Raw genomic sequence first — 14,863 nt, 5'->3', positions numbered from 1 at the left:
TCATGGCTTCCATTCGGGAACTGCGTTCGCGGATCCGGTCGATCGAGTCGACCAAGAAGATCACGAAGGCGCAGGAGCTGATCGCGACCTCGCGTATCACCAAGGCTCAGGCACGAGTGGCCGCCGCTCGTCCCTACTCCGAGGAGATCACCGAGGTGGTCACCTCGCTGGCCAGCCGGGCCAACTTGGATCAGATTCCGCTGCTCAACGCACGGCACGATCCCAAGCGCTCGGCCGTCCTGGTGGTCACCAGCGACAGCGGCCAGTGCGGTGGCTACAACTCGAACGTGCTCAAGGAGACCGAGGAGCTGCTCTCGCTGCTCCGCTCCGAGGGCAAGACGCCGGTGCTGTACGTGATGGGCCGCAAGGGCATCGGGTACTACACCTTCCGCGATCGTCCGATCGCCGGCAGCTGGTCGGGCTTCTCGCAGCAGCCGGTCTTCGCCGACGGCGCGGCCGCGGTGAAGCACCTGGTCGACTCGTTCCTGGCCGGTAACGGCGAGAACGTGCCGCTGCCCGACGGCAGCGGGGAGATCGAGGGCGTCGACGAGTTGCACATCGTCTACACGCGTTTCGTGTCCATGCTGTCGCAGCAGCCGGTGGTCCGCCGTATGGCGCCCATCGACGTCGACTTCGAGCTGCAGCAGATGAACCTGGGCCGCGACATGCTCGACGAGGCACCCTCGGAAGGGGTGCAGGCCGATATCGAGTTCGGTGGCGACGACGCGAATGCGCTGCTCGACGCACTGCTGCCGAAGTACGTGGCCGCGCGGATCTTCGCCGCGCTGCTCGACTCGGCCGCTTCGGAGAGCGCCGCACGTCGTACCGCCATGAAGGCGGCCACCGACAACGCGACGGAGCTGGAGAAGAACCTGAGCCGGCAGGCCAACGCGGCCCGCCAGGCGCAGATCACCCAGGAAATCAGCGAGATCGTCGGCGGCGTCGAAGCGCTCGCGCACTGACAAGACATATCGAGGAAAGAGAAAAAACCATGACTGCAGCAGTCACCGACCCGACCGCCGCCGCCTCGGCGACCGCCGGTCGCGTCGCCCGGGTCATCGGCCCGGTCGTCGACGTCGAGTTCCCGCGCGGCGCCGTTCCGGACCTGTTCAACGCTCTCCACGCCGAGGTCACCCTCCCGGCCGTGGCCAAGGTGCTGACCCTCGAGGTCGCCCAGCACCTCGGCGACAACGTGGTGCGCACCGTCTCCATGCAGCCCACCGACGGACTCGTCCGCGGTGCCGCCGTCACCGACACCGGCAAGCCGATCTCGGTGCCCGTCGGCGACGTCGTCAAGGGCCACGTGTTCAACGCTCTGGGCGACTGCCTGGACGCGCCGGGCACCGGCCGCGACGGCGAGCAGTGGGGCATCCACCGCAAGCCGCCGGCCTTCGACCAGCTCGAGGGTAAGACCGAGATCCTGGAAACCGGCATCAAGGTCATCGACCTGCTGACCCCGTACGTCAAGGGCGGCAAGATCGGTCTGTTCGGTGGTGCCGGTGTCGGCAAGACCGTTCTGATCCAGGAGATGATCACCCGTATCGCTCGCGAGTTCTCCGGCACCTCGGTGTTCGCGGGCGTCGGTGAGCGTACCCGTGAGGGCACCGACCTCCACCTGGAGATGGAAGAGATGGGCGTCCTTCAGGACACCGCCCTCGTCTTCGGCCAGATGGATGAGCCCCCAGGCACGCGTATGCGCGTCGCCCTGTCGGCCCTGACCATGGCCGAGTACTTCCGCGACGTGCAGCACCAGGACGTGCTGCTGTTCATCGACAACATCTTCCGGTTCACCCAGGCCGGTTCCGAGGTCTCGACCCTGCTGGGTCGTATGCCTTCGGCCGTGGGTTACCAGCCGACGCTGGCCGACGAGATGGGTGAGCTCCAGGAGCGGATCACCTCGACCAAGGGTCGTTCGATCACCTCGCTGCAGGCGATCTACGTCCCCGCCGACGACTACACCGACCCGGCGCCGGCGACCACCTTCGCCCACCTGGATGCCACCACCGAGCTCTCGCGTCCGATCTCGCAGCTGGGTATCTACCCGGCCGTGGACCCGCTGACCTCGACCTCGCGCATCCTGGAGGCCTCGATCGTGGGCGACGAGCACTTCCGCGTCGCCAACGAGGTCAAGCGGATCCTGCAGAAGTACAAGGAACTGCAGGACATCATCGCCATCCTGGGTATGGACGAGCTCTCCGAAGAGGACAAGGTGACCGTCGGCCGCGCCCGTCGTATCCAGAAGTTCCTCGGCCAGAACTTCCTCGTCGCCGAGAAGTTCACCGGTCAGGTCGGTTCGGTCGTGCCGCTCGCGGATACCATCGACGCCTTCGATCGCGTGTGCAAGGGCGAGTTCGACCACTACCCGGAGCAGGCCTTCAACAGCTGCGGTGGACTCGACGACGTCGAGGCTGCCGCCGCGAAGATCGCCGGAAAGTAGTCGCGGACCATGGCTGACAAGACCTTCCGAGTGGACGTGGTCTCACCCGACCAGATGCTGTACTCCGGGGACGCGACGTTCCTGCGGGCGCAGACGACGGACGGTGAGGTCGGGATCCTGGCCAGCCACGCGCCTCTCTTCTCTGAGCTCGCGCCGGGCGGCTGCGTCGTGGTCACCATGGCCGACGGCACCAAGCTGGCCGTCGCGGCCCAGGGCGGGTTCCTGAACGTGACCGGTACCGACGTCAAGGTGCTGGCCGAGTCGGCTCAGCTCGCTGACGAGATCGATCTGGCCGCAGAACGCGCCGCCCTCGAGGCGGCGGAGGAGGGGACCGCAGCGTACCTGCAGGCCCGTTCGCGGATTCGTGCCGTCGAAGCTGTGAGTTGACGGTCCGAGTCTGACATGATTCACGTCACCAGCCGTCCCGCTTGGCGGGGCGGCTGGTGACGTTTTCGTCTACCTGAAGGGTGCACCGTATGGCGTGGTGGGGTTGGTTGGTCCTGGCGCTGGTCGTCGGTGCGCTGCTGCTGGGTGCCGGACTGCTCTACCGGCTGCGCGAGGTGCGGCGTGCGGGCACCCCGGTGATCCTGCGGGCCCTGCCGGCCGAGAGCGACCGCGGGTGGCGACACGGCTCGGTGCACTACACCGAGTACGCGTTGGTCTACTACCGGCTGAGTGCGTTGCTGCCGGGACCGACGCTGGCACTCCCGCGCGGGCTCGTGGAGGTCCGGTCGCGGCGTTCGCCGGAGGGCACCGAGGCCGAGATCATGGATCCGGACGTGGTGGTGCTCCAGGTGCACGTGAGCGGTGCGGGACCCTCGGGCGGGGACTACGAGATCGCGATGGCGCCGATCCTGGTGACGGCACTGTCGTCGTGGTTGGAATCGCGTCCGCCGCGACGTTCTCGTCGCCGCGGCGCACGCGATTGACCGATACCCGAATCGACCGATCCCCGAGTCGTGTGTGGGCGTCAGCGATTGCGGTTGGCGCCCGGAACCCACTTGACGTCGGTCTGGCCGGCGCGGACGTTGGCCACGCGGCCCAGGATGAACAGCAGGTCCGAGAGCCGATTCAGATACTTGGCGGGCAGCACCCCGGTGTCGTCCGGGAACGCGGCGACCGCGGCCCACGCCGAACGCTCGGCGCGGCGGGTGATGACCCGCGCCTGGTGCAGGAGTGCCGACAGCTGCGTGCCGCCCGGCAGGATGAACGAGTCCAACGGCTTGAGTTCGGCGCCGAAGCCGTCGCACCAGGCCTCGAGGCCGTCGATGTAGCCCTGCTCGATACGCAGGGGCGGGTATTCGGGATTCTCCACCACTGGGGTGGACAGGTCCGCTCCGGCGTCGAAGAGGTCGTTCTGGACCGTCGCGAGGACCTCGGCGATGTCGGCGGGGACGTCGCCGCCGAGGGTGAGGGCCAATCCGATCGCGGCGTTGGCCTCATCGCAGTCGGCATAGGCGACCACCCGGGCGTCGGTCTTGGGAACACGGGAGAAATCGGAGAGCCCGGTGGTGCCGTCGTCTCCGGTGCGGGTATAGATCTTCGTCAGATGCACAGCCATGCGTCGACGGTACGCCAGGCGCCTCGGCGGCGTCAGGTGCGTCACGGGTGCGGGTCCGCGTCGGCCCGATGCCCTAAGCTAGCGCCGTGAATGATCGCTATTTGGTGACCGGTGGTGCGCGCCTGCGGGGCGAGGTGATCGTGGTCGGCGCGAAGAACAGTGTTCTCAAGCTGATGGCCGCGGCCCTGCTGGCGGAGGGGCGGACCATCCTGACCAATGTGCCGGTGATCGCGGACGTCCCGTTGATGGCCGAGGTGCTGCGCGGACTCGGCGCGCAGGTGCAGATCGACGGCGAGACCGTGGTGATCGATTCGCCCGCCGAACCCAGTTACCACGCCGACTTCGACGCGGTGAAGCAGTTTCGGGCCTCGGTCTGTGTGCTCGGTCCGCTGATGGCGCGCTGCAAACGCGCGGTGGTGGCGCTGCCCGGCGGCGACGCGATTGGTTCGCGTCCGCTGGACATGCACCAGTCGGGGCTGCGGGCGCTGGGTGCGCACAGTGCGATCGAGCACGGGTGCGTGGTGGCCGAGGCCGAGAAGCTGACCGGCGCCGCGATCAGCCTGGAGTTCCCGTCGGTGGGGGCCACCGAGAACATTCTGATGGCCGCGGTGCTGGCCGACGGCGTCACCACCATCGACAACGCCGCGCGGGAGCCGGAGATCGTCGACCTGTGCACCATGCTGAACCAGATGGGTGCGCGCGTCGAGGGCATCGGGAGCGGCACCCTCACCGTCACCGGAGTGTCGGAGCTGTCGCCGACCACCCATCACGTGGTGGGGGATCGGATCGTGGCCGGCACCTGGGGGATCGCGGCGGCGATGACCCGCGGCGACGTCACGGTGCGCGGCATCGATCCCGCGCACCTGAGCCTGGTGCTCAAGAAGCTCGTGGACGCCGGCGCCGAGGTGGACAAGTTCGACGACGGATTCCGGGTGCGCCAGGAGGGCCGGCCGCGCGCCGTCGACACCGCCACGCTGCCGTTCCCCGGTTATCCCACCGACCTGCAGCCGATGGCGATCGGATTGGCGACGGTCTCCGAGGGTCTGTCGCTGATCACCGAGAACGTCTTCGAGGCGCGCTTCCGGTTCGTGGAGGAGATGGTGCGACTGGGTGCGGACGCGCGCACCGACGGGCACCACGCGGTGGTGCGCGGGGTGGAGCAGCTCTCCAGCGCCCCGGTGTGGTCCAGCGACATCCGGGCCGGCGCCGGCCTGGTGCTGGCCGGATTGGTGGCCGACGGGGTCACCGAGGTGCACGACATCGAGCACATCGACCGCGGATACCCGCACTTCGAGGATCATCTGCGCCGTCTCGGCGGCACCATCGAGCGGGTCGTCGACCCGAGCTGAGCCCTGTCCGACCGGACAGGGCGGGCACTGGCCGGTGAGGCCGTCCGCGGCGTCGGCCGGTCAGGGACCCTTGTCGCGGGTGTGACCTGGGCGACAGTCTGGGGATGTCAGAAAGACATCTGCCACGACTGTTCGACAAGGAGACATCCGATGGCAATTGAGCTGAATCAGATCTGGGACTTCCCGATCAAGGAGTTCCACCCCTTCCCGAAGGCCAAGCTCGGGGTCGGTGCGCACGACATGATCGGCGTGGAGGCCAAGGAACTGGGCATGACCCGCGTGCTGTTGATGACCACCGGCCTGCGCGGCTCGGGAATCATCGACGAGCTCAAGGGCAAGATCGAGTGGCAGGGCGTGGACGTCGTCCTCTTCGACGAGGTGGAGTCCAACCCCAAGGACTACAACTGCATGGACGCGGCGGCCCGCTACCAGTCCGAGAAGTGCGACGGCATCATCTCCGTGGGCGGCGGCTCCAGCCACGACGCCGCCAAGGGCGCCCGCATGGTGATCGCCCACGACGGCCGCAACATCAACGAGTTCGAGGGCTTCTCCAAGGCCACCAACAAGGAGAACCCCAAGCACATCGCCGTCTCCACCACCGCAGGCACCGGCTCGGAGACCTCCTGGGCCTACGTCATCACCGACACCTCGGACATGGAGAACCCGCACAAGTGGGTGGCCTTCGACGACACCTGCCTGGTGGATCTGGCCATCGACGACCCGTTGCTGTACTACTCGTGCCCCGAGCACTTCACCGCCTTCTGCGGTTTCGACGTGCTGGCGCACTGCAGTGAGCCGTACGTCTCGCGGCTGGACTTCGCCCCGTCGCTCGGCAACGCGAAGTACGCGATCGAACTGACCGCCAAGCACCTGCGGACCGCCGTCTACGAGCCGCACAACCTCGAGGCGCGCACCGGCATGATGCATGCGCAGTACATCGCCGCGCAGGCGTTCAACTCCGGCGGTCTGGGTCTGGTGCACTCGCTTTCGCACGCGTTCAGCGCGTTCTACGACAGCCACCACGGTCTCAACAACGCGATCGCGCTGCCGCGCGTGTGGGAGTACAACCTGCCCGCCCGCTACGAGCGGTTCGCCGACATCGCCGCCCTGCTCGGCGTGGACACCTCGCGCATGAGCACGGTCCAGGCCGCCGACGCGGCCGTCGAAGAGGCCATCCGGATCTCCAAGGACCTCGGTATCCCGGACAACTTCGGTCAGCTGAACGTCAACAGCTACGACAAGAACCGGATGAACACCGGCAAGTACGCCGGCAAGGGCGAAGGCGTCGACACCTCGGAGGCCCAGATCCGGGCGATCTCCGAGCACATGATGGGTGACTGGTGCACGCCGGGCAACCCGCGCACCTGCACCGTCGAGTCGATGATTCCGATGGTTCGCCACGCCATGGTCGACAGCTACTGACCAGGCACGCCAGGTGCGGACCGCCGATCCCTGACCCCCGCAGGGGTCGGCGGTCCTCGCCGTTTCCGCCAAGGATCCGCACGGGCGTCCGCCCGACCGAGATGAGGACACGATGACCGACACCCACTTCGCCACCGCTACGGACCTGTCCGCGGCCCTCGCCGAGCAGGGCTATCTGATTTCCGAGGACCTGGCGACGGTGGTCCACCTGGCGACGGTGCTCGACCGGCCGCTCCTGCTGGAGGGCCCGGCGGGTGTCGGCAAGACCGAACTGGCCAAGGCCCTGGCCGCGGCCGCCGGCCGGGAACTGATTCGGCTGCAGTGCTACGAGGGTCTCGACGACTCGCGGGCGCTGTACGAGTGGGACTACGCCCGCCAACTGCTGCACGTGCAGATGCTGCGCGACCGGATCAGCGCCGAACTGGCCACCTACGACTCGCTGGCCGAGGCCTCGTCGGCACTGGCCCGGACCGAGGTCGGCGTCTACAGCGAAGAGTTCCTCGTCCCGCGGCCGTTGATGGCCGCCATCGTCGCCGAGACGCCGACGGTGCTGCTGGTCGACGAGGTGGACCGCACCGACGAGGCGATGGAGGCGGTGATGCTCGAGGTGCTCGCCGAACGTCAGGTGACGGTGCCGGAACTGGGTACCTTCACCGCGCGCTCGGCGCCCTGGGTGATCCTCACCTCCAACGACACCCGCGAGTTGTCGCCCGCCCTCAAACGACGCTGCCTGCACTTCCAGGTGGACTATCCCGACGCCGAACGCGAGCGCCGCATCGTGTCGGTGCGTGCCCCCGAAGTGGAGGAGTCGGTGGTCGCCGACGTCGTGGACCTGGCCCGACGCCTGCGGGAGCTGCCCCTGCGCAAGAGCCCGTCCATCGCCGAGGTGATCGACGCCGCGCGGGCGGCCTCGCGGCTGGCCCGGGTGGACGGTCCGCCGACCGGCGAGACCGTCGGCGGCCAGGACCCCGCGTTGCTGTCGCTGCTGGTCAAGTTCGGCACCGACGTCGACCATGTGCGCCGGGCCTTCGCCGCCGACGACCCCGACCGGATCGCGGTGGGCGTGGACGGCAGCAGCCCCGGCAGCACCGTCACCGAACGCGCATTCGGCGCCGGTCGTGCGCGCAGCTCCGTTCGGCGCTGACATGCGCGCCGCGGACGACGTGCAGTCGCCGGCGGCCGGGGCCGATCGGCTGCTGGTCCGGCTGGCCGTGGAGTTCGGCCGGGTCCTGCGCCTGTTCTCGGTGCAGGCCTCGCCGGCCGAGGTCATCGAGATCTGCCGCGTGCTGGACCTGGTGGGCGGCGGCGACCCGGCGGCGCTGCGGACGGCGCTGCGCGCGGTCACCGTCAAGTACGGCTACGAGCGCGAGGGATTCGAGGAGGCGTTCGCCCTCTTCTTCCTCGGTCGGCACGCCGCCGACGAGGGCGACGCGATCCCGCGAGTGCGGGGTCTGCTGGCGGGCCTGCCCGACGACATCGACTGGGACGAGGACTTCACCGGCGGCGGTCGCATGATCGGCGCGGACGAACACACCGTGGAGATCGGCGACCTGATGGCCGACGATCCGGACGCCCGCGAGCGGAACGCGCAGAGCGCGCACCGCGAGGAGAACGACTTCTCGGTCTCCGGGGGCGCGGAGGAACTCCAAGTCGACACCGAGAACTCCAGCGTCTCCGGCGGCGTCACCTACACCGTGGAGGTCGAGCACGCGGATGCCTCCCAGGTGGGCGAACTGACCGCGGCGGCCACCCGGGTGGAGGGCACCACCCTGAAGCTCGCGGATGCGGCGGCCCTGCTGCGGGCCCTCGATGCCGCCGACGGACGTCACGCCTACGGCGTCGACGGCGCCGCCGGTCTGGATGCGGCGGCGCTCGCCGAACTCGAGGAGGCGCTCACCCGCTTCGTCGAGGCGCTGACCGATCGGCTCGCCGCCACCCCGGTGCTGAGCACGGTCGAGGATCCGCCCACCCGCGTGCACCGCGACCAAGCCGACATCGACCGTGCCTGTCACCGGTTGGTGCAGCGGATGCGGGGCGCGCCGCGGCGTGTGAGCCGCTTGACCAACGCCGGTCGGCTCGACTTCCGGCGGACCATGCGGGCGGCCGTCGCCACCGACGGGGTGCCGCTGGAGTTGTGGCGGCGGCGCACCACCCCCGGTCCGGTGCGGCTGCTGGTCCTGGTCGACGTGTCGATCTCGGTGCGCCCGGTGACCGGCTTCATCCTGCGGTTGGCGCAGACCCTGCACAAGTTCGGGGATCGCTGCGAGGTGGTGGCCTTCGTCGACCGTCCCGTCCGCGTGACCCCCGCCCTGCGCAGCGCCTCGCCCGACGGCGCGTTGGCCGCCGTCCTGGCCGCCGACGGTCTGGACCTGTCCGCGACGAGCGATTACGGCCGCATGTGGCACGAGCTGCTCGACGAGCACGGGGACCTGATCACCTCCCGCACCAGCGTGCTGGTGGTCGGGGACGCCCGGCACAACGCGTTCGATCCGCGGGTGGACCTGTTCGCCGAAGTGGCCCGGCGCTCGTACCGGGTCGCCTGGCTCACGCCCGAACCGGAACGCTATTGGTCCCAGACCGGGTGTGCGCTGGCCGATTACGCGGAACAATGTGCGGCAGTGGTGAGCGCACGCGACGGGGCCGAGGTCCTGCAGCGGTGCGACGAACTGGGCGCCGCCTTGCGTTGAGAGTGCGGCCGGACCGATCGGGTACGTGACTAGGAGGAGGTGGCCGGGCAGATGTTGTCGATCCCGCCGCGCGGTCAGGGGCTGCACCGGCTGACCAAGTTCCAGACGCCGGAGATCCTGTTCGGGCCGGGGGCCCTCGGGCAGGCGGCCAATGCCGTCGCCGCGCTCGGCGTGGAACGTCCGCTGGTGGTGGCCGACCGCAACCTGGCGCAAACGCCGTGGTTCGAACGACTGCTCGCCGACCTGCGCCGCCGCGGTCTGCAGCCTGCGGCCTACCTGGACGTGACGCCCAACCCGCGCTCCAGCGAGGTGATCGCCGGGCGCGAGGCGTACGGCGAACATCGCGCGGACGGTCTGGTGGCCCTGGGCGGCGGGTCGGTCATCGACACGGCCAAGGGCGTGGCGGTGCTGGCCGCCAACGGCGGACACATCCTGGAGTACGAGGGGATCGACAAGGCCGCGGTGTCGTTGCCGCCGCTGGTGGCGATCCCGTCGACGGCGGGCAGCGGCGCCGACGTCTCGCAGTTCTGCATCATCAACGACACCGAGCGGCGCACCAAGGTGACCATCGTCGGGCGCACCCTGGTGCCGAACGTGGCGGTGGTCGATCCGGAGCTGGTGTCCACCGCGCCGCCGGAGGTGATCGCGCAGGCCGGGATGGACGCCCTCACCCACTGCGTCGAGGCCTTCGTCTCCCTGGCGCGCGGCCGCCTCACCGATGCGCTCGCGGTGGAGGCGTTGACCGGGGTGTGGACCAACCTGGAACGGCTGGTGCAGGCGCCCGACGACGCCGACGCGGGTTCGGAGATGTCCCTCGCGGCGATGCGCGCGGGGATGGCGTTCACCAATGCGATCCTCGGCGCCGCGCACGCGATGAGTCATCCGGTGGGCGGCTACTGCGATGCGCCGCACGGGACCGTCAATTCGGTGCTGCTGCCGCATGTGATCCGGTACAACGCCGAGGTCTGCGCCGACGACTTCGCCGAGCTCGCCGACGCGATCGGCATCTCCGCGGCCGGCGGGGCCCGACTGGTCGCCGACCGGCTGGCCGACGAGGTCGCCGGTCTCGCCGAGCGCGTCGGCATGCCGTCGACGTTGACCCCGCTCGGCGTGCGCGCGGGTGACCTGGAACTGCTCACCGAACGCGCGCTGGCCGACTCCTGCATGCTGACCAACCCGCGCCGCCCGGAGGCGGACGGGATCCTGGACGTCTACCGGGCAGCGCTGTAGCCGTGAACACGCCGTCCCCCGCGCCGCGCGACGATCTCGCGAGTCTGGTCGGGCTGACCAGCGTCAAGGGCGGGCACTACGCCCAGTTCCGGGGCAGCGAAGCGCGCCTGCACCGGGTCATGGCGGCACTGGAGGGGATCTCGGGGGCGCTGGCGCAGACCGATCAGGGGCCGGAACGACTGGTCGTCGAGGTGGTGGAGACGGTACGCGAACACCTCACGGCGCAGTGGGTGGTCTTCGCGCTGGCCGACGGCCAGTTGGAGCAGGCCGCGCCGCGCCATCTGATCGCCGCGCCCGATCGAGGGATCCTCGCCTTCGAGGGGGTCAGCGTCGCGCATTCGCCGACCGAGTTGCCGCCCGAGGTGCTCAACCGTCTCATCGACCTGCTGCGCGGGGAGCGCACCGTGCTGGCCGCGCCCATCGTCGACGACCACCACGTGCACGTGCCGATCGAGTATCGGGGGCGGCTGGTGGGCGGCCTGTCGGCGTGGACCCCGGCCGATCGGCTCATCGACCAGTCCGATCTGCAGGTCCTGCAGATCCTGGCGCGGCAGACGGCGGTCGCCATGGTCAACTCCGAACTCTTCTTCGAGACCCGGCGGCGGGCCACCGAGTTGGCCGACCGCAACGCCGAGCTCGAACGCACGCAGCGTGAGTTGTCGGCGGTGCAGCGCACCGCGCTGCTCAATGCCGAACGTTCGCGCATCGCCCGCGAGCTGCACGACTCGGTGGGGCAGTCGGTGCTGTCGGCCGGCCTGCAGATCGAACTGTGTCGCGGCCACGTCGACGCGGAGGTGGCCGACCACTTGGACAAGGCCATGCTGCTGTCGCGGGAGGCGGTGGCACAGCTGCGCAACGTGATCTACACGCTCAACGACGCCAGCGATCCGTCGGCGAGCATCGCCGAAGCCCTCGATCGGCTGTGCGAGCTGCACATGCCGGCCCAGACCGAGGCCACGGTGGTGGTGCGCGGCCGACCCCGGGAACTGCCCGGCGAGATCCAGCACGCGGTGCTGCGCATCGCCGGTGAGTCGCTGTTCAACGCCGCGGTGCACGCCGCGGCGAGTCACGTCACGGTGAGCCTGGGATACGCCGACGACCGGATCCTGCTGGCCGTGGACGACGACGGACACGGTGACCCGGGCCAGCTGCGCAGCCTGCTGCGCGCGGCCTCGGCAGGCGACACGGCGGGCGGCCGCCGCCGCGGACTGGCCAACATGGCCTCGCGCGCCACCGAACTCGGCGGTTCGCTGCGGATCCGCCGATCGCGCGCCGGTGGCATTCGCATCGCCGTGGAGATCCCACTCGACGAAAGGGGACCGGCATGACCGCCGAGGCAAGCCAGGACAAGCTCCACCCACCGACGATCCGCACCGTGTTGGTCGACGATCACGCCGTGCTGCGCGAGGGTCTGCGGGCGCTGCTCGATCGGCACGAGGGCATCGCCGTCGTGGGGGAGGCCGGGACGTACGAGGGGGCATTGGCCGAGGTCGCGCATGCGCGCCCGGACGTGGTGGTGGTCGATCTCAAACTCACCGCGGGTACCGACTACGAGGGCATGCGGCTGATCGCTGAGCTGCACCGGTGGAATCCCGACCTGTCGATCCTGGTGCTCACCACGTTCCTCGACGACGAGCTGGTGGTGCGGGCCGTCCGCGCCGGCGCGCGCGGTTACGTGGTCAAGGACGTCGACACCACCGAACTCGTCCGCGCGATCCGGGCGCTGGCCGACGGCGGCAGCGCCTTCGATCCGCGCAGTTCAATGATCGTCATGCGCGCCATGTCGGGGGAGCGTGACGTGAGCGCGGAGCTGACCGATCGCGAGCGCGAGGTGTTGCGGCTGATGGCCGACGGGCTGTCGAACCCGGCGATCGGGCGCCGCCTGTACATCTCCGAATCGACGGTCAAATTCCACATCCGGAACCTGATCCGCAAGCTCGGGGTCTCCAAGCGCACCGACGCGGTCTACGTGGCGAGCAAGCGGGGTCTCATCTGAGCGGCTCGAGCACCAGCCATCCGCCGTGGTCGTCGAAGATCGCGGCGGAGTAGTCCGGCCACCGTGCGGCCCAGCGCCGCAGATCGTCCTCCGAGAGCGAGAGTCGGTGTCCGAAGTGCTCGTTCGGCACCTGTTCGTAGGGGACCGCGATCACCACGCGCCGGCGGGCCACGCGCAGCGCTTCGCCGATGGCCGCGTCCACGTCGGCGCCGTCGAGGTGCTCGAGGAGATGGATCAACGTCACAGTGTCGGACGAATCGGAGGGGTAGGGGAGCGCCCGGGCGTCGGCGAGCGTGGTCGAGAGCGCGACGCCGAAATCGGCGGCCGCGGCGTCGAGCAGTTCCAACGCGCCCGGGCAGATGTCGCAGGCACTGACCCGGTACCCGTCCTGGGCGCATTGCAGTGCGAGCAGACCGAAGCACGAGCCCACCTCGAGGACCGAGGTGCCCACCAGGAGTGAGCGTGCGCGTCGATGCACCGGACTGAAGTCGGCGTCCACGCTGCGCAGCTCGCGCACGGAGTTGCGGTAGAAGTGCCGCCACGCCGCGTCCGGATCGGGCGCACAGGTCTGCACCACCTCGGTGAAGGCCCGCTCGAACTCCTGCTGCCCGACGATCAGGCCCTCCTCGACCAGCCCGCAGAGGCCGGCGACGATCTCCTGGTCGCTCACGGTGTCGGCGGTGAGCGGATGTTCCAGCCGCAACGACTCCGGCGTCGACCGGGCCCGAAAACCGGACGCGCCGGCCCGGACCGCCAGGTCCCGCTCCCCGCCGTAGGGACGCGCCACATCCCGGCTGTGCGACTCGCCCGCCTCCGAGCAGGCGCCCGCTGAGCAAGTGCGCGCTGAGGAAGCGCCCGCTGGGAGATCATCCGTGGTCGGCCCGATCAGTCCGTTCATAGGGCGACGTTACGTCCGGTACCGGGCGTCGGGGCACTGGCCGATCAGGTGCAGTCACTGTCCGGTCGGCCAGGTGCCGCCGTAGAAATCGCGCTGACCTGCTGAGTTGTGTTCCCGTTGGCGCCTGTGTAACTTAGTCCAGGTCGCCAAGACGCAAAGATTTCCCCGGAAATTCGAGCCAAGAGGTTGACAACCAAGACTGATAATGGATAACATTGCAGTCGCTCGGCCCGAGTGCCAGCAGCCCGCCCAGTGTGGGGTGCAGCACACGGACTTGACCGAGAAGAAGTTCCGGGTGTAGCCTGGAACAGTTGCCTGCGAGACAGGCGACAAGCTCTGCTCATTGAAGTTCGCACGATGTTTTTGTTGTGTGGTGTTGGTGGGTGTGTGTTTTTTGAGAACTCGATAGTGTGTAACAGAAATTTTCTTGTGCCGGTTTTGTTTTGACTGGTAGCAAGGATTTTTGGACAAGAATTTTGTTTTTGTTTTTGAAGTNGTGGCGAACGGGTGAGTAACACGTGGGTGATCTGCCTTGCACTCTGGGATAAGCCTGGGAAACTGGGTCTAATACCGGATATGACCTCTGACTGCATGGTTGGGGGTGGAAAGCTTTTGCGGTGTGAGATGGGCCCGCGGCCTATCAGCTTGTTGGTGAGGTAATGGCTCACCAAGGCGACGACGGGTAGCCGACCTGAGAGGGTGATCGGCCACACTGGGACTGAGACACGGCCCAGACTCCTACGGGAGGCAGCAGTGGGGAATATTGCACAATGGGCGCAAGCCTGATGCAGCGACGCCGCGTGGGGGATGACGGCCTTCGGGTTGTAAACTCCTTTCGCCAGGGACGAAGCGCAAGTGACGGTACCTGGAGAAGAAGCACCGGCCAACTACGTGCCAGCAGCCGCGGTAATACGTAGGGTGCGAGCGTTGTCCGGAATTACTGGGCGTAAAGAGCTCGTAGGCGGTTTGTCACGTCGTCTGTGAAATCCTGCAACTCAATTGTAGGCGTGCAGGCGATACGGGCAGACTTGAGTACTACAGGGGAGACTGGAATTCCTGGTGTAGCGGTGAAATGCGCAGATATCAGGAGGAACACCGGTGGCGAAGGCGGGTCTCTGGGTAGTAACTGACGCTGAGGAGCGAAAGCGTGGGGAGCAAACAGGATTAGATACCCTGGTAGTCCACGCCGTAAACGGTGGGTACTAGGTGTGGGTCTCATTTCACGAGATCTGTGCCGTAGCTAACGCATTAAGTACCCCGCCTGGGGAGTACGGCCGCAAGGC

At 68.4% G+C, this 14,863-nt stretch carries 13 protein-coding genes and 1 rRNA gene; 12 read left to right on the top strand and 2 right to left on the bottom strand.

The features are described 5' to 3' along the window. Positions 1-2: 2 nt before the first annotated feature. The 4 genes from ACFFJD_RS01180 to ACFFJD_RS01165 all read left to right on the top strand — a co-directional run bounded on the left by ACFFJD_RS01180 (position 3) and on the right by ACFFJD_RS01165 (position 3,366). The gene (locus ACFFJD_RS01180) at positions 3-962 is read left to right on the top strand and encodes a F0F1 ATP synthase subunit gamma (protein WP_382359680.1); all 960 of its coding nucleotides are present in this window, start codon (positions 3-5) and stop codon (positions 960-962) included. A 29-nt stretch (positions 963-991) separates the two neighbouring features. After that, complete coding sequence (atpD, locus tag ACFFJD_RS01175; protein ID WP_382359677.1) at positions 992-2,437, top strand: F0F1 ATP synthase subunit beta; 1,446 nt, start codon at positions 992-994, stop codon at positions 2,435-2,437. Positions 2,438-2,446: 9 nt separating this feature from the next. Next, the gene (gene atpC / locus ACFFJD_RS01170) at positions 2,447-2,824 is read left to right on the top strand and encodes an ATP synthase F1 subunit epsilon (protein ID WP_382359674.1); all 378 of its coding nucleotides are present in this window, start codon (positions 2,447-2,449) and stop codon (positions 2,822-2,824) included. A gap of 89 nt (positions 2,825-2,913) precedes the next feature. Beyond that, the gene (locus tag ACFFJD_RS01165; RefSeq protein WP_382359671.1) at positions 2,914-3,366 is read left to right on the top strand and encodes a DUF2550 domain-containing protein; all 453 of its coding nucleotides are present in this window, start codon (positions 2,914-2,916) and stop codon (positions 3,364-3,366) included. Positions 3,367-3,407: 41 nt separating this feature from the next. Here the strand turns inward: ACFFJD_RS01165 and ACFFJD_RS01160 are convergent, their stop codons facing one another. Continuing rightward, positions 3,408-3,998, bottom strand: a complete 591-nt coding sequence (locus ACFFJD_RS01160) for a cob(I)yrinic acid a,c-diamide adenosyltransferase (RefSeq protein WP_382359668.1) — start codon at positions 3,996-3,998, stop codon at positions 3,408-3,410. A gap of 86 nt (positions 3,999-4,084) precedes the next feature. Here ACFFJD_RS01160 and murA point away from each other — a divergent pair, with 86 nt between their 5' ends. The 7 genes from murA to ACFFJD_RS01125 all read left to right on the top strand — a co-directional run bounded on the left by murA (position 4,085) and on the right by ACFFJD_RS01125 (position 12,682). Next, positions 4,085-5,347, top strand: a complete 1,263-nt coding sequence (gene murA, locus ACFFJD_RS01155) for a UDP-N-acetylglucosamine 1-carboxyvinyltransferase (protein WP_382359665.1) — start codon at positions 4,085-4,087, stop codon at positions 5,345-5,347. A 150-nt stretch (positions 5,348-5,497) separates the two neighbouring features. Then, positions 5,498-6,769 carry an NDMA-dependent methanol dehydrogenase gene (gene mdo, locus ACFFJD_RS01150; protein WP_382359662.1) on the top strand — a complete coding sequence of 424 codons (1,272 nt, stop codon included), beginning with the start codon at positions 5,498-5,500 and terminating at the stop codon, positions 6,767-6,769. Positions 6,770-6,881: 112 nt separating this feature from the next. Beyond that, on the top strand, positions 6,882-7,913 hold the full coding sequence (locus ACFFJD_RS01145; RefSeq protein ID WP_382359659.1) for a MadB family AAA-type ATPase: 1,032 nt from the start codon (positions 6,882-6,884) through the stop codon (positions 7,911-7,913). 1 nt (position 7,914) lies between these two features. Further along, the gene (gene madC, locus ACFFJD_RS01140) at positions 7,915-9,456 is read left to right on the top strand and encodes a MadC family VWA domain-containing protein (RefSeq protein WP_382359865.1); all 1,542 of its coding nucleotides are present in this window, start codon (positions 7,915-7,917) and stop codon (positions 9,454-9,456) included. Between the two features lie 51 nt (positions 9,457-9,507). Then, entirely contained in the window at positions 9,508-10,686 is a 1,179-nt protein-coding gene (locus ACFFJD_RS01135) for an iron-containing alcohol dehydrogenase (protein WP_382359656.1), read from the top strand. Positions 10,687-10,688: 2 nt separating this feature from the next. After that, positions 10,689-12,014, top strand: coding sequence for a MadS family sensor histidine kinase (locus ACFFJD_RS01130; RefSeq protein ID WP_382359653.1), 1,326 nt, complete (start codon positions 10,689-10,691; stop codon positions 12,012-12,014). Beyond that, the gene (locus ACFFJD_RS01125; RefSeq protein ID WP_382359650.1) at positions 12,011-12,682 is read left to right on the top strand and encodes a MadR family response regulator transcription factor; all 672 of its coding nucleotides are present in this window, start codon (positions 12,011-12,013) and stop codon (positions 12,680-12,682) included. The genes ACFFJD_RS01130 and ACFFJD_RS01125 overlap by 4 nt, the downstream gene beginning before the upstream one ends. Here the strand turns inward: ACFFJD_RS01125 and mftM are convergent. Beyond that, the gene (mftM, locus tag ACFFJD_RS01120; protein WP_382359647.1) at positions 12,675-13,469 is read right to left on the bottom strand and encodes a mycofactocin oligosaccharide methyltransferase MftM; all 795 of its coding nucleotides are present in this window, start codon (positions 13,467-13,469) and stop codon (positions 12,675-12,677) included. The genes ACFFJD_RS01125 and mftM overlap by 8 nt on opposite strands. Positions 13,470-13,970: 501 nt before the next feature. Here mftM and ACFFJD_RS01115 point away from each other — a divergent pair. Then, positions 13,971-14,863 (top strand): 16S ribosomal RNA (locus ACFFJD_RS01115); the annotation flags it as partial.

The sequence above is a fragment of the Gordonia phosphorivorans genome (assembly GCF_042432625.1).
GTDB classification, from domain to species: domain Bacteria; phylum Actinomycetota; class Actinomycetes; order Mycobacteriales; family Mycobacteriaceae; genus Gordonia; species Gordonia phosphorivorans.
The sequence above is the reverse complement of the archived record's forward strand: the minus strand, read 5'-3'. Positions and strand labels throughout refer to the sequence as shown.

Coding starts and splice junctions, on each gene's coding strand:
- ACFFJD_RS01165 (WP_382359671.1), top strand. CDS start 2,914: ATGGCGTGGTGGGGTTGGTTGGTCCTGGCGCTGGTCGTCGGTGCGCTG.
- ACFFJD_RS01180 (WP_382359680.1), top strand. CDS start 3: ATGGCTTCCATTCGGGAACTGCGTTCGCGGATCCGGTCGATCGAGTCG.
- ACFFJD_RS01135 (WP_382359656.1), top strand. CDS start 9,508: ATGTTGTCGATCCCGCCGCGCGGTCAGGGGCTGCACCGGCTGACCAAG.
- atpC (WP_382359674.1), top strand. CDS start 2,447: ATGGCTGACAAGACCTTCCGAGTGGACGTGGTCTCACCCGACCAGATG.
- mdo (WP_382359662.1), top strand. CDS start 5,498: ATGGCAATTGAGCTGAATCAGATCTGGGACTTCCCGATCAAGGAGTTC.
- ACFFJD_RS01160 (WP_382359668.1), bottom strand. CDS start 3,998: ATGGCTGTGCATCTGACGAAGATCTATACCCGCACCGGAGACGACGGC.
- madC (WP_382359865.1), top strand. CDS start 7,915: ATGCGCGCCGCGGACGACGTGCAGTCGCCGGCGGCCGGGGCCGATCGG.
- ACFFJD_RS01145 (WP_382359659.1), top strand. CDS start 6,882: ATGACCGACACCCACTTCGCCACCGCTACGGACCTGTCCGCGGCCCTC.
- ACFFJD_RS01125 (WP_382359650.1), top strand. CDS start 12,011: ATGACCGCCGAGGCAAGCCAGGACAAGCTCCACCCACCGACGATCCGC.
- atpD (WP_382359677.1), top strand. CDS start 992: ATGACTGCAGCAGTCACCGACCCGACCGCCGCCGCCTCGGCGACCGCC.